Below are 19,869 nucleotides of genomic sequence, written 5' to 3'. Positions count from 1 at the left end.
TATTACTCAAATCTAACAATTATAATACTTTTTAATTAATTTCGTATCAATCATTTTATGCGCCAATGAAAAGATTTTATATACTAATTCTGGTCTGCTCTGTCTCGTCACAACTCTGCCAGTCTCAACAATGGACCAGTGCCGAATCTTTACACAGGAAATTCATGATTGAGGCCAGTTATGATTCGGCACTCTATTATGCAGAAGAGTCAGCAGCTATTATGAGAGGGACAATCGGTGAAAATAATATCCAGTATTGCAATATGCTTCGGAATCTTGCATATTCTCATTATTATCTTGGCAATTACAAAAAGGCAAAATATTTCATAATTAAGGAATCAGGTTTACTGGAATCGCTGAGGAAAATCAATGATCCCAACTATGTGAACTGTCTACAGGCTGCATCAATAATTCTGAGGCGGGCAGGAGAGTACGAAGAGGCACTTATACTGATCCGGAAGGCTGACAAGAAAGCGATGGATCTCTACAAAACTGATAGTCGTGAGTACGCAGAAATCCTTTACAATTATGCCGGAGTATATCATGATATGGGTTGTGCCAAAAACGATATGATCTTTCTTAACCAGGAGGATAAATACCTTAAAAGGGCAGAAGCGATTTATACCAAAAATGGCGAAAAGTCGAAGTTAGAGGCTATGATGAATAATTCTGACCAGGCTGCATGGAACAATAACATAGGCAATTTGCCGGCAGCTGAAACAAGACTTATCCGGTCGGCTGAATTCTGCAGGAAAGAGTTGGGTGCTGTGAGTACTGGTTTTGCTGCCGTACTCAATAACCTTGCTGTTCTTTACTATAATTCAGGTAACTATAAGCTTGCTGAAAACAATTTTATTGAAGCAATCGGGATACTTAAGAAAAGTTCAAAACCTGATCGGATTGAAACAGCCATTTGCCTTAATAACCTTGGGGCAATGTACTATGAAATCGGAAACTTTGAAATTGCATCCAAAACTATAAGTGAGGCATCTGATATAGCTGAAAAGGTTCATCAGCAGGATAACCCGGTCTATGCAGTGATGATGAATAACCTTGCATCTGTGGTAATGACTGCAGAATATTATGAAAGTGCAGAAAATAAGAACAGTAAAAGATTATCTGATGCCGGTAAGTTGATTATTAAATCGGATTCTGTTTTCAGTTTAAACTGTCAGACACCACACCCTTTTGACCTCTCGATAAAATATAACCTCGGGATCTGGTATAATCTTAATGGTGATAAGAAAAAGTCGATACAGACATTTAACAGTATGGCTGAGGATGCAAATCTGTCGCTCAGGGTAGTTGCAATGATGAATAAAATGAGTATGTCGGGGAAATTACCGCAGACACTGAATTTCGATCCGGCCCCTGAACCCGTTATCATTGCAATCAGTAACAATATTTTCAACGAAGTGAGTGCTTCAAATACTAAGGCCAGTGTTGCAAGTGATGAGATGAATGGCTTAACTAATGCACTCATCAGAGCTGTTATAGGCAAGGCTTCAAATATCAGAAAGGCAGTTGGCCCATACCACCCGGCGTACGGTGAAATGTTGAAGTCATTAATTGTTGTTTATGCAAATATTGATGATTTTAAAACTGAAGAGGAGCTTACTCTTGAATACATAAATGTCAAAAATCACAAGATGCTTCAGGATTTTACATATCTGTCTGAGGCTGAAAAGGAGATGTATTATAAGACCCGATTGTCAGACGCTCATGCTTTCTCTTCTTACTCACTCATGAGGAAAAGGACGAATCCTCTGATTACCCGGTATACCTATGATAATGTCATGCTCAATAAAGGATTGATGCTTAAGTCGAGTACTGCAATGAGACTGGCGATTCTCAACAGTAATAACCCTGAGTTGCTGAAGAAATACGACGAATGGATTGTTTTGCAGAAGGAGATCTCAAGGCTATATTCTACTCCGGTGGAGATGCGTGATAAGGATGTTTCTGTGCTTGAAACCAATGCCAATACGATCGAAAGGGAACTCGTATCCAGTTCCCAGGATTTCAGCGACTACAGAAAAGGATTACAAATTACATGGGAAGATGTCAGGAAAAGCCTTAAACCTGATGAGGCAGCTATTGAGTTTACTGACTTTAAAAGGATGGAAAAGGATGGAGGTAATGAAGTGACTTATTGCGCTCTGATGTTAAAAGCAAATTCTGAATCCCCTGAAATGATTAAACTATTTACTGAAGATCAGCTCAAGGCAATTATCGATGGGAGTGGAGCTAATAATATTAATGATATTAACAACATATATGGTACAGCAAAAAAGCAGGACGAGAAGCTTTATAACCTTATCTGGAAGCCTCTTGAAGCATATTTAGCAGGAGTAAAAAATGTATATATTTCACCATCGGGTCTCCTTAATAAGATTTCGTTTCCTGCAATAAGCGATGGAAAAGGTGTATATCTGTGCGACAAATATCAGATCGGGATCAAGGGTAGTACAGGCAATATTGCAGCTCAGAATCTATTCTCAGCAGGTAACAAACCGTCGGCTCTGATCCTGGGAGGGATTCAGTATAGTGAAGCTGCTTCCGGCTCTGAGGTGTGGGGCTATCTGAAAGGTACAAAAGATGAGGGAGATGTTGTAAACAGTATACTTGGTGAGGCTAAAATAGATGTCAGATATCTGAGTGGAAACAATGCCACCGAATCATTCATTAAGGAGAACGCCGGTAAATATAATATTCTTCATCTGGCTACACACGGATTCTTTTTTGACGACCCGAATGATGTGCGGTTTGAAGATGATAAACAGACAGTTGAATACGGAGAGGTGGCATTTCGTGGTGTAAGAGGCGCTTACGGTGTAAACAGTTTTGTGAACAATGAAAATCCATTGATGCGTTCCGGACTTGTTCTCGCAGGTGCAAATGATGTATGGGTAAATACAGAAAAAACCACAACTGATGACGGTGTTTTAACAGCCCAGGAGGTTACCCAAATCGATATGCGCAAAAATGATCTGGTGGTTTTGTCAGCCTGCGAAACCGGACTTGGTGATATAAAGGGGAGCGAAGGAGTTTATGGATTGCAGCGTTCGCTTAAAATGGCCGGCGTGAAGTTTATAATAATGAGCCTGTGGGAAATACCCGATAAGGAGACTGTCGAGTTTATGAGTGATTTTTATAATAACCTGTTAAAACTGAAAGAGATAAAAGCTGCCTTTTATGTTACACAGAAAGAAATGAGGGCAAAATATGATCCTTATTACTGGGGAGCATTCGTACTGTTGGAGTAGAAGCTCTTATTGAACGGATAGTCCGACAAGTACAACATCATCTACCTGCGGAAGATCACCCTTCCATTCCTCGAAAGTTTTTTCAAGGATCTCCTTCTGCATATCCATCGGATATTTATGTATCTCAAGGAGAAGTTGTTTTAACCTTTTCGATTTGAACTTTTTGCCATCAGGACCGCCGAATTGGTCTTCATATCCATCTGAAGCCATATAGAATACATCTCCTTTTTCAATAGCAATCTCGTGCCTGGTGAAAGGATGCATGTTTTCATAGATCCCGATTGGCATCTTATCGCCACATGTATCAGTTACCTCTCCGTTTCTTATCATTATCAAAGGATTATATGCTCCGGCATATTCGAGTCTTTTTTCCTGATTATCAATCGCTACAATGGCAATGTCCATTCCGTCTCTCGCTTCGCCTGATATGCCTTGCTGCTGTAGTGCCTGTATAACCTTTTCCCTTAAATGGTTGAGAATAATTTCAGGAGAAGTAACATTGTCTTTGTTAACAATCTCATTTAAAAATGCAACTCCAAGCATACTCATGAAGGCACCGGGAACTCCATGCCCGGTACAGTCGGCTGCTGTGAATATTGTCTTATTACCAACACGACTGATCCAGTAGAAGTCACCACTTACGATATTAAGAGGTTTGAATACTACAAAACTCTCAGGTAAAATTTCACGGCACACTTTTTCCGAAGGGATTACAGCAGATTGAATCTTCCTGGCGTACCTGATACTGTCTTCGATCTCCTTCTTCTGATATTCGAGCACTATATTCTTCGATACAATTTCATCCTTTTGTCTGACTACCTCCGCTGTTCTTTCAGTAACTATTCCTTCAAGTCTTATGTTTTCCCGTTTAAGCCGGTATGAATAGAGACGTGCAAAAAGCCAGAACAGAATTATTGCCAGAATAACATATGAGATATATGCAACAACAGACCTGTACCATGGAGGAAGAATATTGAAGCTGTATTGGGCTGCAATGCTTTCTGTTCCATAGATATTCCTTGCTTTTACGCTGAAAGTATACTCCCCCTCATGCAGATTGGTATACTCACGAAATGTCTCTTTTGTCCATTGACTCCATTTAGAATCATTACCTCCGAGTCTGTATGAAAACAATGTTTTATCAGAATACTCATAAAACGCTGCTGAAAAATCGAATCTTACCGAATTAAACCGGTAAGGTAATTCCTGTTTAGAGCCTTTGTTCTGTGCAGTAGTTATTTTTAATACTCCCTGGTCTGTACTAAAATTAGTTCCGCTGAATATGATCGAATCATTATTTAGCAGGGTAACTTTTCTGATCAGGGTGTGATAATACTGATCATAATCTTTTAAAATATTCCCGTCGAATCTTATCAGACCGTCAGTTGTTCCGATCCAGCTTACGCCATTGTCTTCAGGATAAATAGTGTTGATTTTTCCTGCTTCAATACCATTGAATGGCCTGCTGACCCACAACATGCTGTCGGTTTTATCGAGATATCCTGCCCTGTTATCTGCACAGACCCAGATCTTGTTTTTTGTTTCAGTAATAAATGAAACAACTTCACTAAAATTGTCGTCATTATTTACAAATTCAGAGAAATATCCTTTCGAGAACTCTTCTTTATCCTTCAATGAATCGGGAAGTGACTCTCTTACAATATTTTCATTTGTGAAACAGTATAACCCCTGAGTGGTTTGAAAAAGGGTTTTAGAATTAAAGGAAGCGGGGATTATCCATCCCTCAGGGAGTCCGTCGGAGGTACTATAGCTGTCAGTTTTTATGCTGAACTCTTTCGTAACTTTAATTCGTATTATCCCATTATATCTGGTTCCAATCCAGAATTCAGCATCAGTGCCTGTTCTCTCTTTTTCACCGGCAATACCAAGGATATCTTCTTCTTCAATCCTGACCGAATTGATTTTAGTGAAGTTACCATCGGATTTATACGCTGTCAGTCCTTTGTTTCCGCCTGACAGCAGAAGTTTCATATCATCAGAATAGAAAAGGGTAAATGATGGTTCATTGCCTAACTTCATGATATTTTTACCGGAGATCTGAAAAAGGCCGGCATCTGTTCCTGCCAGTAATACTCCGTTTACTTCAATCATGCTCCTTACCGGAACATTAAGTTCATAAGCCGGTTTGAAAGGGAGTTCTTTGTCATTTCCAGTCTCCTGAACAAACAGACCAGTTGTTGTGCCTGCATAAAGAAGATTCTTAAATCGAATTACTGCGTTTACATCGCCTGTAATACCTGATTTCTCATTATTTACTGACAGCGGGGAGCTAATTTCAATCCTGCTTAAACCCTTGTTCAAGGCTACCCACAGGTTCTGACTCTGATCGGGAATTACCTGTTTCACATCGTTGTCAATCAGCCCGTGTCTGTTGTTTATCAGAGCCTTTGTACGGCCTGCCGTATCAATTATTACAACTCCATTCAGCATAGTGCTTATTGCAGGTAATCCTTCACCTGTAAGAACACCACCTGTAATCTTTGCCTTCTCCAGAAGACGAAGGTCTTCAACATCAAATTTTCTGAAGGGATTTGAGTTATTCTCAGGGTTGAAAAGCCAGAATCCTTTTTCCTGTGTACCAATTAATATGTTCTTTTTGCCTCTTCCAAAAGGCAGCATAAGGAAAATACCAGTTGTGTCAAAGATCTCACTGCCCTTTATCCTGACTAAAGTGTTTTCATTCCATTCAAGTAATCCTGTTCCTCTTTCCCGTACATATAATCTGTCGTTTACGATGAAGGAAGTATGGAATGAAGTTTCAGGATTAATCACAATTGTTTTTCCGTTTTTATAGAGAAACATTTTCTCCTCGGCCTGAAATAAAACACCTCCTGAGAAGCAATGCACTTTCCATACGTTTGTAAAATCAATGTCCTTTATATCAAGTGAGTCAGACAGGGACCTGTATTTAAGCTCTCCTTTAAAATCGGGGGCAAACATACCGAACTCATTTTGTGATCCGGCATAAATTATTCCTGAAGAATCAACAGCCAGCGAAAGGATCCATGTCTCTTTGTTGATAGGGTATGAATTCCATTTGTTCCCGTCATACTCCAGCAATTTGAATCCGTTAGCGGCGTAGATTATTCCACGGTGATCCTGAACAACAGCGAGGTTTGTGGGATGAAAGTTGAGTCCATAATCTTTTGTCGTATAGTTAGTTACCGGAAATACAACCTCTTGCGAGTTAACCCCGTTTAAAATGAACAGGGAAAAGGTTATGAGATTCAGGATATATTTCATTCTGTCTTGAAATGACCTATTTTACTCCGAAGGTTGTTTCGAGCCATTCAGTAAGATTCTCCCTTTGCACCTTACCATAATACTCATTTATAAAGGAATCAATTTCTGCTACTTTAGTTTTAGCAGGCTTGTCTTTTATCTCGGAAAGTATAATTTCTGTCTCCTTTACAAGCTGTTTCATATCGGGGAAAATTAGATCAAACTCACTTATGAAAACTGATTCAGTCCCTTTCCTGTAAAAGAGCTTTATTGAAGTATTATCGGCACTCGGTATCGGATTTCCATCCACAGTCAGGAGTGTGATTTTATCAAGTATCAAAGTATCGCCTGAAAATGCCAGCTTTTTGTTTATTTCTTCCCCTTTATACAAGTATCTGAGAAAGAAGAAGTTATCTTTATTCATGGGATATGCCCTGCTATCAATATTTATCTTCTGTTTATCAATAACAACATATTTTCCTGAAAAATTAGTGCTGATATCAGAATCATTTGACAATAATGCGCTGCGGGAACTGATATTGTACATTGAAGGCAACAGATTTGATTTGGCAGAGGCCAGATCGTGATTTTTATTTGTAAGAACCAGCCTGCCTCTCTGTGAATTTATAACAGCAGCAGTGGCATCTTCTGATCTGAAAAGCAGATCTTCTTTCTCAGAGAAAACGGTCCCTGTTTCAAGCGAAATACCTTTGGCCTTAAGGACGATTGTACCATTGACTTTTATCACCTTAAAATCATCCTGACCGAAAACAGCAACAAGTCCTGTTAGCAGAAATACCAAGGTTGTAAATATTGTTTTCATACACTTCTTTTTAAATAATCCGTCGTGGCCGGAATAATCCCTTCAGGTAAATATAACAAAAAGTATACCTTATATTTTAATTAAACAAATATAAATAATCGGAATGAGATGAAAACAGCCTTAGACAACTGTTTAAGCTATAGTGTGAATTATGCAAATCAATTCTGGAATTGTATAACTGTTCTGATACGAACAGGCGTACCTTTCATCGGTTTAAAACATTAAAAATGAAAGCGATAAAAATGGCATCAGTGCTTGTTCTTTGTGCGCTGTTTCTGTTAAGTACTGCATCATGTGTCGTGCTCGTAAAAAAGGACAACGGCAATCACAAAGGATGGTACAAAAATCCAAAGAATCCTCATAATCCAAACTATCTTGATTTGGGAAGCAGGAAGGGAAACAAAAAGAAGTAGCAGAAAAAATATGCTATTTTGGTTGTACGGATTCGGGAACCCCAAACAGAGCATGTGGTTTTTTGCTGAATTCCTCATTAAATAATTTGGTAGCCAGGAAAATAAATATGACAAGTCCGGCAACTATCAGTATCTGAGCCCATGTTGTTTTCTGAATCTCCTGTTTCGATTTTACATCGCATACTTCGCCCGGACAATACTGGGCTTTTTCTTTATAAACAAGGGAATAGAACTTACAGCCCAGGCAAATCCCGAATACTGATTCAAAGAACAGGAATATAAGACAGATCAGGCAGACAATTCCTGTTATCGGGCTATAAGAATTTACCACAACCATCAGAATGAACATTGTAGTTGCCAATACTATACCGATTATCCAGGAGAATTTCTTTTGCTGAGCCCCTACATATTCAGGAGTTTGATTCCTGACAATCAGTCTCCCGATAATCAGTGTAGGTGAGAATCTTGGATTTATGAAGACACGAATCAGAAAGTCAGTTAGGAAAACAATTATACTATACTTTATCATCAGGAAATTTCCTTTATATAAAATCTGCATCAAAGAAATGAATAGTACCAGAAACAGCATTCCTGCGGCTGCCCTTATTTCTCTTTCATTTAATACAGGAATGTTATAACCTTCCACATCTTCACCGAATTTTATAATTTTACTCATAGATTTTTGTTTTTATTGTTAAGTAAATAACAGAATAATGGGAAGGTTGTTCATTGGTCATATAAAATTGCGCCAACAATGTAAACTGAACAAATATGGGTGTTTTACTTAAAAGAGACATTTGCATTGATTCTTTCTATTCCTGCCTCTTCAAATGTTTCCACTTTTTTCCCGCCGATTATGAGATTGTCAATAATGACATTTATTCCGACTGATGTACCCTCATGTTTTATTAATGATTTTTTGGGAAACGGACCTAAAAAGGAACAATCTTTAATTAAAACATTATTGATACTACCAAGCTTGCTGTCAGGATTTCTTTTACTTACAACAAAATGGATGCCTTTTTTCTGTGCATCGGAATAATTGCGCTCGAACCTGTTGTTTCTGAAAATTATATTGTCCAGAGTTGCACCATCAGAAACATAAAGTGCCATTCCGCGGTCACACTCTAAAACATCGTTATTTTCAAAGATTATGTTTCTCATATTTTCACATCGTGTCTCTGTTCCCACCTTAAGCGAGGATTTTTTAGTAAGGAAGACACAACCTTTGATTGTCACTCCGTCTACATCACCCAATAAGCCGGAATAGTTTGTGGCTTTAACCGCCACATTATCATCACCGCAATAAGCGAAGCAGTTTTCAATAAGGACCCTCTTGGAAGCGTCAGGATCGAAGCCGTCGGTATTTGCAAGGTCGATATTATTCAGGAGTTTTACATTAGTGAAAATAATGTCTTCACATAAAATTACCTGCGTATTCCATGAACCAGGGTCCTGAAGTGTAATCCCCGAAATGTGTATGTTTCTGGATTTTGCACCTAGTATAAGTCTGGTCCGGGCATCATCGCCGAATCTGCTCCGAAGATAATTCCCATTCCCGTTTATGGTGCCATATCCGCTAATCTCGATATTCTCAGCCTCATTAAAATACAGGAATCGTTTTGTTTCCAGATTATCTGTTGAAAAGTATGAGTTATTTGAACTTGTATCGGCATTCAGAACAGTACCCCTGGGGATATGAATTTTAGAATTGCCTGGTATTTTTAACTGACCAGAAGTGTATCTTCCCGGCGGAAAATACAAAATTTTCCCTGTACCTGAAATTTCGTTAAGTGCCTTTTGAATCTTTGAGGTTTCAACTGTTTTTCCCGTTGAATCAACGCCATAATTTCGGACGATATTTATGATTTCGCCAACTGGCATTTTCTCTGGCTTATCTGCGAGAATAAAAACCTTTATGGTGTCATTAATCCGAATCAATGAGTACCCAGGCTTACTTAATGTAAAAACCACCCTGTTTTCTTTGAGTATGAACTGAATTTTTTCATTAAGAGGACTTATCTCAACTTTATCGATTTTCAGTTTTGAGATGAGTGTAAATGTTGTTGGATTTTGCAGATCAAATGCAGCATAATGATATCTGCTGAATTTCTTTACTTCAAATGATCTCTCCTGTGATTTAATAACGAATTCAATTGTCTGGCTATTGAGGGTAGCCGTAAAGATTAAATTCAGAAGGAATATATTGATCAGCGCTCTAATCATAAAAATTGTATATTTAAAATCAATTTTCAGATATTCTTTTATCATCCCGTTATATCTTACTTGCATTTTTATTAGTTAGCCAAAGCGGATAGACATCAAAAAGAAATATTAACAATGAAGTTGTATCTGAAGAAGGATTAGTTAAAATGTAATTACTTTATCGCTCTCAAAGGTCAATTGAGTCAGCTCCTTCATAGTACTTAATTCTGCACCATCAATAAGTACCATTTCCTTTATTCCACGCGCTTCAGCGCAGGAACCACAAAGTTTAACTTTGCCTTTTTTCAACAGAACTGACTTCAACATTCTTTCAATGTTATAGTATCCGTTTGGGGTATTTTGATTTGGAAGAGCGCACGTTACAGCGTCAGCCATAAGAAATACACATAAATCAGTGTCTTCATAATCTTTCTGAATTTGCATAGCCAGACGTAATCCATTATACGCTTTCTCTGTTCCATAAGGTGCATCATTTATAAGAATGAGAATCTTTTGTGCCATAGTATTTATTTGGTAATATCAAATTTCTTCAATTACTGTGAATGATTACATGGCAAAATAGTTAAACTTTACAAACTTCCGCTACAAGTCTGTCAAGATTCTGCTCGTTAGCAGGTTCTACAATATGGGCAACACTTTCTGCTACTTCCTCACTGTCAAATTCCTGAATCCAGTTAACCAACGAGTCAGTGATTGATTTTGTAATGAGGATAGTCAGTGTAAAATATGGTTGCACCAGATGCCTTATAACAACTTTTTCATTCGGGACAATATCAATAAATTCTGCTTCATTAGGATAGTCTACTCCATCGGGGCCATGCATTATAAATGACCATTTCCCTCCAATTTTAAAATTAAACTGACTAAAAGTATTGGTAAAGCCCGAGGGGCCCCACCATCGTGCAAATCTTTCAGGATCTGTAAAAGCGGCGAATATACTTTCAGGAGGGACCGGAATATACCTTGAAGTTTTGAAAGTTTTCATAATATTGGTTTTTGCCCCTTTTAGGAAACAGTTTTTCTAGACTATTTAATCACAATATTTATTCGCGCCATAAAATCTCCCAGCCAGATCCTTCCGTCGGCCTGGATTAATTCATCTCTGCTGACCTGGAAGAGTAATCCGGGATAATTAAATGTAACTTCATAGTCGCCGGAATTAAATTGTGAACTGATTGGATAATTAATAACAAATGTTTTTGATTCCCCGGGCTTAATCACAGAAAGCCATTCTCTCTTCCACATATTGTTGTAAGCTGGTGCCTGATATGGGATCTTAACAGTAGTAGTGGCTGTTGTCCATGGCAATTTTCTAAAAAGCAGACCATTGGTGTAATAATGAAAAAGGTTAAGTCCCATTTTTTCAGGATCGAGAAACAGAAGTGTGGAATTGTCTTTATTTGTCAAAGTAAATGTGAATTTAACTTCTGAAGTCCCGCATTCAACAGAGTTAATCGAGACTATAAGTCCTGAATGAAGAAGTTCATGATCCTTAAAGGCTTTAATTATGCGAGGATCATTTCTTAAATCAGGTTTTACATTATATTTATTTTCAAAACGCAAAGCGAAATTTTGAAGCCAGAAAGGCCATGTAGAAACATATGGCCTTGTTGGCCAAGAGGAAAGAAATGAAGGCCAAAAATCGCCTTTATAAATCGAGTCCTTATTTACAAAGAATGTAAAATAGGATCGGTCATTTTTGTCAAATTCAGGATGTGTTGTCTTGAAGTAAAGGATATGAGTTGACGAATCATATAATTCAATATCACTGTATTTGTAATAAAGATCTTTGCCGATCCGGAAAATTGTTTCCTTAACCAAACTATCCTTTTTGATATTTACAGGATCCGGAACCGGATCGGGTACAGGTTCCGGAATGATCTTTTCCTGTTCACATGAAGTGAGAATAAGAATTATTGCACCGGCAATGATAAGAACCCTTTTCATAGAATCTTTAATGGAGCTAACTAAATTACTCATAATTTGTGTTATGAAACCATATTCAAAGTTTTTTTGAGATGAATACAGATACTGATTTAATATTATTTTATTCGTATAACGTGATATATTTGTAATAAGAAAACGTTTCATTCTTAAGATTCACTTAAGTAAAAGTGAACAGAAAAATTAATATTAAATCCGATGAAAAAAAGCTTCATATTATTTTTTCAGGCAGTGATTGTGCTTCTCAGCATCTTAGCTATTACCTTCCTGCTATGGGAACCTCATCTTGAGGGTAGGAATGCAAATGCCACTCTCTTTGAGATCTATTTCAAAGATCCCTTTCTGGCATATGCTTATATAGCATCAATTCCGTTTTTCATAGCCCATTATAAAGCATTCAGGGTGTTGGGCTATGCCGGACAGGATAAGTTCTTCTCGCAACAGACTCTGAAAGCTTTACGTATCATTAAATTTTGTGCTGTTGCCATTATCTGTTTTGTTGTTGCCGGAGAAATCTTCATAATTACCAGCATCTCAGATGACATTGCAGGAGGCGTCATCATGGGCATCCTCATCACCCTGGGTGCGATCGTAGTCGGGATTTCAGCCGCGGTGTTTGAAAAGAAATTGCAAAAGGCTAATATTTGATATTCGCCCTGATGAGATAATCTTTAAGTGGTTCCAGACCAATCTCCTTTCTCCATTCATCAACTTTAGTCTCATCCTCAAGTGGATAAAGCTCATTTGTCTTTCCCTTAGCCGGATCCAGATTGTGATGAGTCCCGAACCTTTGAGGTAAATTCTGGTTCATCCTCATGCGGTCGAACATAAGAGCGTACTGGTTACAATCTGCCTCATTTTCGCGGCACCGTTCGCCTAACATTGATATATACTTTTGTTGTGCTTCTGCATTTGAGTGCTGAATAATAAAGAATGCAGCTCCGGCAGCTGCAGGGCCAACCTGGCTCCTTTTCGGCCAGCCTTTTTCCTGAAGCAATACCTCAAGTTCTTCGAGATTCTTCTGGTTCTGCATAGTCTGTAACCGTCTCATTGCCAGAACAACAGGAGATTCCAGTCCCAGCTTCCTTACTGCCAGCAATGTTTCATAAAAACAGTATTGATCCATGCACAGAAGCCTCCATAATGCTTTTGCATAAGGGATATCTTTTATTTGATTTCCCGATTTCGCGTTCAGCAACCCTATAAGGTGGTTTTCAAAATCGTTCCACTGTTTGTTCTCTCTCAGCGGAAGCAGATCAGGGTTTGTAAGTGCCCTGGCACCAGGCTCAAGGTTTACACTTAGATATAAATACTTAAAAGCAGTGTCAATCTGGCCATTGCGCGATAAAGCACAGGCATAATTATATACTGTCACTGCATCGCTACGATTTTTCATGTACATTTTTCTGTATTCAGCGACAGCTTCTTTGATGTTTCCTTCATTAAAGAGACTGTCGGCTTTGCTAATCTGTCCCGAAGCCGGGGGAGGAGGTGGTGGTGGCGGAGGAGGAAGGGTCTGCGAAAAGGTTATTTGATTCAACAGAGCAAGTACTGCAATTAATTTTATTGTTTTCATCCTGATAAAATATTAAGGTGCAAACAGTTATCTGTTAAATTTATGAAATGCTACCTTATAAATTAAACTAAGTTTTCACTTACTATATCAAAATTAAGCTCTTAGATCAGATTATAAAAAAATATTTTACTAGTGGCATTAATAACTTTATGAATGGTAATTGGTAGCTTCCCAGTGGTAGATGATGGAAACTAATAACATGTTTATAATATTTCCTGCTTGAATCCGGAGATCCCTCGTTACCACTCGGGATGACAGGTAACTATTTGAAACAAAGGGGAAAGAAGCGGCAAGCCGCAATTGTACAAACTTCCATTTCTCCTGAACCCAGCTGCGGCTCGCCGCTTCTTTCCTCACTTATTGCTCCAAAAGTCCTGTCATCCCGAATTCCGAAAACCGGAGCTTGCGGAGGTGTATAGGAATGAGGGATCTCCTTGTCAGAGCAGGAACCCAATAAATATGATTTTTTAAAAGATAAGTTTTAAACTAGGGGTGGCCGGACCTCAATATAATCATTTATAGAAATATCTGGTTTTTATCACTTTGTAATATCCTCTGCTGATCAATATTGAGTCTTTCATTCCGGCAAGATTAATATTTGCGGTATTGCCATACCTCTCTGACCGTTCGATATAATTGAAATTGATTATACAGTTTCTGTGGATCCTGGCAAAATGCTCGTCGGGCAATTCTTTTTCCCAGTTACCGATTGACTTTAGTACAACATACTCTTTTCCGCCTTTCTCGAAGATTGATGTATATTCCCTCACAGCTTTAATACAAATTATATTTTCGACCTTGATAAAGTAGATACTTTTTCTCTGTTCAATCATTATCCTGTCGTCGTATCTGAACTTCTGATTTATATATTCACTATCCTCATCTGAGGAATTGGAAAGGTTATCAATAGCCTTTTTCAACCGCTCTTTAGTAATAGGTTTCAATAAATAGTCAAGTGCATTGATTTCAAAGGCACGGCATGCATACTCATTATAAGCAGTCTGAAATATTACTTTTCCCTTGAATTCCACTTTGTTCAGCAGATCAAATCCTGTTCCGTCTGACAGCTCTATATCGAGGAATAGCAGATCGGGATTCAGTTCCCTGATAGCTTTGGCCCCGCTTTCTACACCAGATGCTTCTCCGACTACCTCAAGTTCAGGGAACATGTTTAATTTCTTGCGAAGATTTAACCTTGCAAGACGCTCATCGTCAATTATCAGCGCTGTTTGTCTCTTCATAATTGTTTCTCATTAGCCTCTCTTCCGGAAATAAAATTACATACTTAAATGGTATAATAAAAGTATTCCTTAAATGATTCCCGCGAAATTGAATACAACGAGTTGTCAAAATACGGGATGAACTGCAATTATAAAGTACGAAGAGTCCCGCAGGATAATACATTACCGGGATATTGACTTTTGAATTGGAATAAGGAATTCAGTCAGTGCTGCATGCAATCTGTTTTGAATAATCTGCCGTTTGTAGGTTAAAAAAGCTGCTCGTAGATTTTATTTTCCTGTAAATGCAAAACCTGCCAATTTTGAATGTTACAGACACATATACAATTATGTGCTGTAGCATTTTTTTAATTATTAACCTAATCAGAAATTCATGAAAAAAGTCTATTTGCTTATTTTGGTTTTGCTGATCACTTCAACCTTGTTAAATGCCCAGACAAGGGTGATAACCGGTACCGTGACGGGATCTGAAGACAGCAGTCCTGTAATCGGTTGCACAGTGCAGCTGAAGGGAACAATTACAGGTACCACTACGGATATTAATGGTAAATACTCGTTGCCGGTTCCTACGGATGCGACCACCCTTGTCTTCTCTTATATCGGGATGAAATCTCTGGAGGTTGTTATCGGTGGCCGCACCGTAATTGATGTAAGCCTTCAATCTGACCTTGTTGGTCTGGCTGAGGTAGTTGTAACAGCACTTGGTATAAAACGCAGTGAAAAGTCGATTGGCTATTCCGCAAGTACAATCAGTAATAATGAGATCACTGCAGCCAAGGCACCTTCACTGATAACCGGGCTACAGGGCAAGGTAGCTGGATTATCAATCTCCTCTGGTGGAGGTACAGGCAGTTCACAGAAAGTATACATAAGGGGTGTGTCATCCTTCACCGGAAGCAATCAGCCTTTGTATGTAGTAAACGGGATTCCAATGTCGAATAACTTTGCCGGTAACGATCTGACAAACAATTCTGTTGACTTTGGAAACCAGGCGAACGATATCAATCCCGATGATGTCGAATCAGTAACTGTACTGAAAGGCGCATCGGCAACTGCACTATATGGCTCAAGGGCCGCCAACGGTGTTATAATGATAACAACAAAGCGGGGTGCCAGGGAAGGAAAAATCTCAGTTGTATACAGTGGCTCTGCTACTGCATCAGAGATATTAAGAACCCCGCAGACTCAACATAATTTCGGCCAGGGCTGGCCTTACTGGGACCCTGCGGAAAATGGTTCATGGGGTCCGAAGCTTGATGGCAGAATGAATGTCTGGGGTGCATATTCAAACGATTGGTATGGTCCTGGTTATATTCCCCCTACATATGCCGGTTATGTGGTAATGAAAAAGCCATTCACGTACGTGGAAAACAATCTTAGGGATTTTTATGAAACAGGTATGGAATTCCAGAATAACATCAGCATCAGCGGTGGTGACGAAAAAAACTCTTTCGCTTTGTCTTACGGGAATACTTACTCCGACGGAGTAGTTCCAACAAAAGCGGATCTGTACAAGCGTAATATTATATCCTTCAGGGGTGATCACAGGTACAGGAAATTTAATGCCAGCTATGACATCTCCTATGTGAGGAAGGATATTACAGCAGTATCATCAGGACAGGGCAGTAACGGGGCCACTTTGTTCCAGGAATTATCGCAAATGCCTGTTGACATTCAGTTAACACAGCTTAAGGATTACAACAGTATTTATCATAATATCGATAATTTCTTCACACTATATGCCGAGAATCCATACTGGGTGATAGACAATAATGGTAATACCTATCAGGACGACAGAATTTACGGTAAACTTGAACTGGGATATGATATCTTTTCAAATACAAAGCTGTTGGCACGAGTCGGAGGGGACTTTACTAATTTCCGGCAGAACAGTTTCAATGCGGTAGCTAAAATAGCACCTGAAACCTGGAACTATGGTTCAAAAGCCGATCAGCCAGGCACTTATGATGAATTCAACAGTTTTAACGGACAAATAGATGCCAGCGGATTAATATCCGGTGATTATAAACTCGGTGCAGATTTCAGGTTGAATGCTGTCGCTGGTATGAACTACAATAAGATTAATACTTACAGCTCCGATGCCTTTTTATATGGACTGGCTGTTCCAAACTGGTATAATCTGAGTAACGGATCGGACAAACCAGTTACAACATCAACCAAATCGGAAAGGATTCTGGTAGGTGCGCTGGGGCAATTTGATCTCTCTTTTAAAGAATGGGCTTTTGCAACACTTTCAGTCAGGAATGACTGGTCCTCAACTCTTCCTCCTGAAAAGAACAGCTATTTCTATGCCGGGGTAAATGGTGCAGTTTTGCTTACTGAAGCTATCCCTGCTCTGAAAAACGGAAATATCCTTGATTATGCCAAAATCAGGGCTGCCTGGGGACAAACAGGAAATGATGCACCAGTATACAGGACATATGGAAAGTATATTCCGACTAATATTCTCCTGGGATTTGGTAATTTGAATATGCCCGTTGGGGGAGAACTTGGAATGTCATTAAGCAATCTGGAAGGTAATATAAACCTTAGACCTGAAATCACTACTGATATTGAGTTCGGTGCAGACCTCAAATTTCTCAAGAACCGTGCTGGACTTGACTTCGCTTACTATTTAAAGAGCACCAAGGATCAGATTATCTCCTCCAGTGTTGCACCTGAAACCAGATTCACTGCCTACACGCGAAATGTTGGACAGGTCGATAACAAAGGATTTGAAGTAAGACTGTTACTTGTACCGGTTGAAACAAAAAATTTCGAATGGGAAATAAGTACAACCTTTTCACAAAACAGAAGTAAAGTTGTAAAACTCTGGGATGATGTTCAGGAATATCGCATTTCAGGTGCCTATAGTGTTGACTTCGTAGCTATAGTCGGACAGCCATTAGGTATTTTCAAAGTACCACAGGCTTTAACTACTGCCGATGGCAAGGTAATTGTAAACAGTGCCGGCAGGCCACTGGTTGATCCTGTAAACAAAAAGATTGTCGGTTCACGAGAGCCGGATTTTATACTTGGTTTAAATAACCGGTTCACTTTTAAAGGTATATCCCTTTCCACTGTCCTTGATTATCGCCAGGGTGGCAGTTTCTGGAGCAACACAGCTGAGATGCTTGCATTTGATGGCAATTCGTCACTAACTGTTTACAATGAAAGGCAGCCCTTCATTGTTCCCAATTCCGTAAGAGCTGTGGGCAACACTTATGTTGAGAATGATATTCCGATCCTTGGAACAGCTATGTATTCATACTACAACCACTCAACCAATACATTAATGTATGAGAACATGGTTCTTGACAAAACCTTTCTGAAGCTTCGTGAGGTTACACTCTCTTATTCAGTTCCAAAAAATCTGATTGCAAAGACACCGCTAAAAGGTCTTGAATTTGGCGTAGTCGGCAGGAATCTTCTGATGTGGACACCGGCAACAAATAATTTTGTTGACCCTGAGGCTACAAACTATGGTAATGATCTGCTTTCAGATTTCGGGGAGTTTTCAGCAGGACCAAGCTCAAGGTTTTTTGGAGGTAATGTGAAAATAACTTTCTAAAAATTAAAAATTTAAACAAATGAGAAAAAAATATCTATTTGGAATCGTTTTGCTGAGTTTGATGATAAACTCATGCGAACTAAATATAAACGAAGATCCAAACTATCCCTCTGAAGTAAAGTCTGACAAGTTTTTTGCTTCAGGGCTAATATGGACCTCTTCTGTTGTTGGTGGTGATTTACAGTTGCTTGGAGGTATGTGGTCGCAGCACTATGCTCAGAATTCGGCGAGTAACCAGTATACTGGTATTGATTCGTACAACATCCCGAACAGCAGCTCATATATTACACGCAGCTGGGGTGCATTGTACGCAGGTGCATTGACTGATTTTCAGGAATCGATGAAGAAAGCCGAAAATGCCGGCGAGTGGCATTACTGGATGGCATCAAAAATAATGACTGCCTATGTTTATAATATTTTGGCTGATTCATACGGTGATATTCCATTCACTGAAGCGTTGAATTTTCAGAATTATCTTAATCCAAAGTTCGACAATGCAAAAACTGTAAATGCTTCCTTAATAAATATGCTGAATGAAGCGCTGGCTAAAAAAGCAGATGCTGAAAATGCGGCTGTATCATCGCCAATGGGAAATACTGATTTTATATTCAAGGGAGATATTGATATGTGGACAAAGTTTGCGAAATCGCTGAAGCTCAAGATATTTATGCGCGATCCCGATTTTGCATCAAATAAAACTGCAATTCAGGCATTGCTGGTTGAAGGCGATCTTCTGAATGCCGATTGCAAAATAGCAGTTTTTGAAAATAAGGAGAACAGTTCTAATCCGCTTTTTGAAAACGACCGCCGTAAACTTAATACCCCTCAAAATATACGGGCTAGTTCCACACTTGCTTTGTATCTTTTCAAAAACGGAGATCCACGGGCATCTGTATTTATGGAAAGGGCAGTAACTCCTGATGCTGTTTACGGGGACTATGTTGGATTGCCACAGGGAGGCTATACATTAGGTGCTGCTTATGCCAACAGAACATCGAGAGCTTTGCTTAAAGCCAACGATCCGGTATATTTTATGTCGCTCGCAGAAGTCGAGTTTATGAAAGCCGAAGCAAATGTTCTTTTGCTGAAACCTGCTGAAGCAAAAGTGGATTACGACAATGGTGTCAGGGCTGCATTCGAAAGATGGAAAGCTGCAAAAGATGCAGATGATATTGAATTTGTATTTCCTGCGAATTTTAATGTCGATGAATTCATTGGGCCGGGTAAAAATTATGAATTTAATCAAACCTCGTCAGCAACAATGCTGGAGTCAATCTGGAGACAGAAATGGATAGCCGCAGTCAGATGCCAGGCATGGGAAGCTTTTCTTGAAACAAACAGAACAGGATTCCCGAAAGCGGGGACTGTAAGTTCTCAGGATCCCTCATATGTAATAGGGGAGTTTGCCCCATCAATGAATTCTGTGCTCGGATCAGGTGAGTTTCCCCGAAGACTTATTTATCCAAAAACATCTTCTGATTACAACAAAAATACATCGACAGCAATTCCTATCCAGGTAAAATTATGGTGGCATAAATAATTATAAAAGAAATGTTTAATAAAAAA

14 protein-coding genes are annotated in these 19,869 nt (G+C 39.0%); 5 read left to right on the top strand and 9 right to left on the bottom strand.

What is annotated here, in order from left to right; genetic code table 11:
* Positions 1-65: 65 nt before the first annotated feature.
* Positions 66-3,266, top strand: a complete 3,201-nt coding sequence (locus tag IPJ16_16215; protein ID MBK7628716.1) for a CHAT domain-containing protein — start codon at positions 66-68, stop codon at positions 3,264-3,266.
* Between the two features lie 6 nt (positions 3,267-3,272).
* On the opposite strand, the gene IPJ16_16210 is transcribed toward IPJ16_16215, so the two are convergent.
* Positions 3,273-6,530, bottom strand: coding sequence for a SpoIIE family protein phosphatase (locus IPJ16_16210; protein MBK7628715.1), 3,258 nt, complete (start codon positions 6,528-6,530; stop codon positions 3,273-3,275).
* Between the two features lie 16 nt (positions 6,531-6,546).
* Positions 6,547-7,332: a hypothetical protein gene (locus tag IPJ16_16205; protein ID MBK7628714.1), complete on the bottom strand. Its 786-nt coding sequence runs from the start codon at positions 7,330-7,332 to the stop codon at positions 6,547-6,549.
* 227 nt (positions 7,333-7,559) lie between these two features.
* On the opposite strand from IPJ16_16205, the gene IPJ16_16200 reads away from it, so the two are divergent.
* A complete protein-coding gene (locus IPJ16_16200) occupies positions 7,560-7,745 on the top strand; it encodes a hypothetical protein (GenBank protein ID MBK7628713.1) in 186 nt (61 codons plus the stop codon).
* 13 nt (positions 7,746-7,758) lie between these two features.
* On the opposite strand, the gene IPJ16_16195 is transcribed toward IPJ16_16200, so the two are convergent.
* The 5 genes from IPJ16_16195 to IPJ16_16175 all read right to left on the bottom strand — a co-directional run bounded on the left by IPJ16_16195 (position 7,759) and on the right by IPJ16_16175 (position 11,951).
* Complete coding sequence (locus tag IPJ16_16195; protein MBK7628712.1) at positions 7,759-8,421, bottom strand: DUF4395 domain-containing protein; 663 nt, start codon at positions 8,419-8,421, stop codon at positions 7,759-7,761.
* A 104-nt stretch (positions 8,422-8,525) separates the two neighbouring features.
* Positions 8,526-10,037, bottom strand: coding sequence for a glycoside hydrolase (locus IPJ16_16190; protein MBK7628711.1), 1,512 nt, complete (start codon positions 10,035-10,037; stop codon positions 8,526-8,528).
* A 75-nt stretch (positions 10,038-10,112) separates the two neighbouring features.
* Positions 10,113-10,472 carry a DsrE family protein gene (locus tag IPJ16_16185; protein MBK7628710.1) on the bottom strand — a complete coding sequence of 120 codons (360 nt, stop codon included), beginning with the start codon at positions 10,470-10,472 and terminating at the stop codon, positions 10,113-10,115.
* A gap of 61 nt (positions 10,473-10,533) precedes the next feature.
* A complete protein-coding gene (locus tag IPJ16_16180; protein MBK7628709.1) occupies positions 10,534-10,956 on the bottom strand; it encodes an SRPBCC domain-containing protein in 423 nt (140 codons plus the stop codon).
* Between the two features lie 41 nt (positions 10,957-10,997).
* Positions 10,998-11,951, bottom strand: coding sequence for a hypothetical protein (locus IPJ16_16175; GenBank protein ID MBK7628708.1), 954 nt, complete (start codon positions 11,949-11,951; stop codon positions 10,998-11,000).
* A gap of 162 nt (positions 11,952-12,113) precedes the next feature.
* On the opposite strand from IPJ16_16175, the gene IPJ16_16170 reads away from it, so the two are divergent.
* On the top strand, positions 12,114-12,563 hold the full coding sequence (locus tag IPJ16_16170; GenBank protein MBK7628707.1) for a DUF2975 domain-containing protein: 450 nt from the start codon (positions 12,114-12,116) through the stop codon (positions 12,561-12,563).
* Here IPJ16_16170 and IPJ16_16165 read toward each other — a convergent pair.
* Positions 12,553-13,491, bottom strand: a complete 939-nt coding sequence (locus IPJ16_16165) for a hypothetical protein (GenBank protein MBK7628706.1) — start codon at positions 13,489-13,491, stop codon at positions 12,553-12,555. The genes IPJ16_16170 and IPJ16_16165 overlap by 11 nt on opposite strands.
* Positions 13,492-14,003: 512 nt before the next feature.
* Entirely contained in the window at positions 14,004-14,732 is a 729-nt protein-coding gene (locus IPJ16_16160) for a response regulator transcription factor (protein ID MBK7628705.1), read from the bottom strand.
* 373 nt (positions 14,733-15,105) lie between these two features.
* On the opposite strand from IPJ16_16160, the gene IPJ16_16155 reads away from it, so the two are divergent.
* Positions 15,106-18,303, top strand: a complete 3,198-nt coding sequence (locus tag IPJ16_16155) for a SusC/RagA family TonB-linked outer membrane protein (GenBank protein MBK7628704.1) — start codon at positions 15,106-15,108, stop codon at positions 18,301-18,303.
* Positions 18,304-18,322: 19 nt separating this feature from the next.
* Complete coding sequence (locus IPJ16_16150; GenBank protein ID MBK7628703.1) at positions 18,323-19,843, top strand: SusD/RagB family nutrient-binding outer membrane lipoprotein; 1,521 nt, start codon at positions 18,323-18,325, stop codon at positions 19,841-19,843.
* Positions 19,844-19,869 lie beyond the last annotated feature (26 nt).

Source organism: Bacteroidales bacterium (assembly GCA_016709865.1).
GTDB lineage: Bacteria > Bacteroidota > Bacteroidia > Bacteroidales > VadinHA17 > LD21.
This window is presented reverse-complemented; position numbering and strand designations above follow the sequence as displayed.

Excerpts from the sequence above, each read along its gene's own strand:
- IPJ16_16190 (MBK7628711.1), bottom strand. The coding sequence starts at position 10,037 with ATGCAAGTAAGATATAACGGGATGATAAAAGAATATCTGAAAATTGAT.
- IPJ16_16165 (MBK7628706.1), bottom strand. The coding sequence starts at position 13,491 with ATGAAAACAATAAAATTAATTGCAGTACTTGCTCTGTTGAATCAAATA.
- IPJ16_16185 (MBK7628710.1), bottom strand. The coding sequence starts at position 10,472 with ATGGCACAAAAGATTCTCATTCTTATAAATGATGCACCTTATGGAACA.
- IPJ16_16155 (MBK7628704.1), top strand. The coding sequence starts at position 15,106 with ATGAAAAAAGTCTATTTGCTTATTTTGGTTTTGCTGATCACTTCAACC.
- IPJ16_16200 (MBK7628713.1), top strand. The coding sequence starts at position 7,560 with ATGAAAGCGATAAAAATGGCATCAGTGCTTGTTCTTTGTGCGCTGTTT.
- IPJ16_16180 (MBK7628709.1), bottom strand. The coding sequence starts at position 10,956 with ATGAAAACTTTCAAAACTTCAAGGTATATTCCGGTCCCTCCTGAAAGT.
- IPJ16_16215 (MBK7628716.1), top strand. The coding sequence starts at position 66 with ATGAAAAGATTTTATATACTAATTCTGGTCTGCTCTGTCTCGTCACAA.
- IPJ16_16205 (MBK7628714.1), bottom strand. The coding sequence starts at position 7,332 with ATGAAAACAATATTTACAACCTTGGTATTTCTGCTAACAGGACTTGTT.
- IPJ16_16150 (MBK7628703.1), top strand. The coding sequence starts at position 18,323 with ATGAGAAAAAAATATCTATTTGGAATCGTTTTGCTGAGTTTGATGATA.
- IPJ16_16195 (MBK7628712.1), bottom strand. The coding sequence starts at position 8,421 with ATGAGTAAAATTATAAAATTCGGTGAAGATGTGGAAGGTTATAACATT.
- IPJ16_16175 (MBK7628708.1), bottom strand. The coding sequence starts at position 11,951 with ATGAGTAATTTAGTTAGCTCCATTAAAGATTCTATGAAAAGGGTTCTT.
- IPJ16_16160 (MBK7628705.1), bottom strand. The coding sequence starts at position 14,732 with ATGAAGAGACAAACAGCGCTGATAATTGACGATGAGCGTCTTGCAAGG.
- IPJ16_16210 (MBK7628715.1), bottom strand. The coding sequence starts at position 6,530 with ATGAAATATATCCTGAATCTCATAACCTTTTCCCTGTTCATTTTAAAC.
- IPJ16_16170 (MBK7628707.1), top strand. The coding sequence starts at position 12,114 with ATGAAAAAAAGCTTCATATTATTTTTTCAGGCAGTGATTGTGCTTCTC.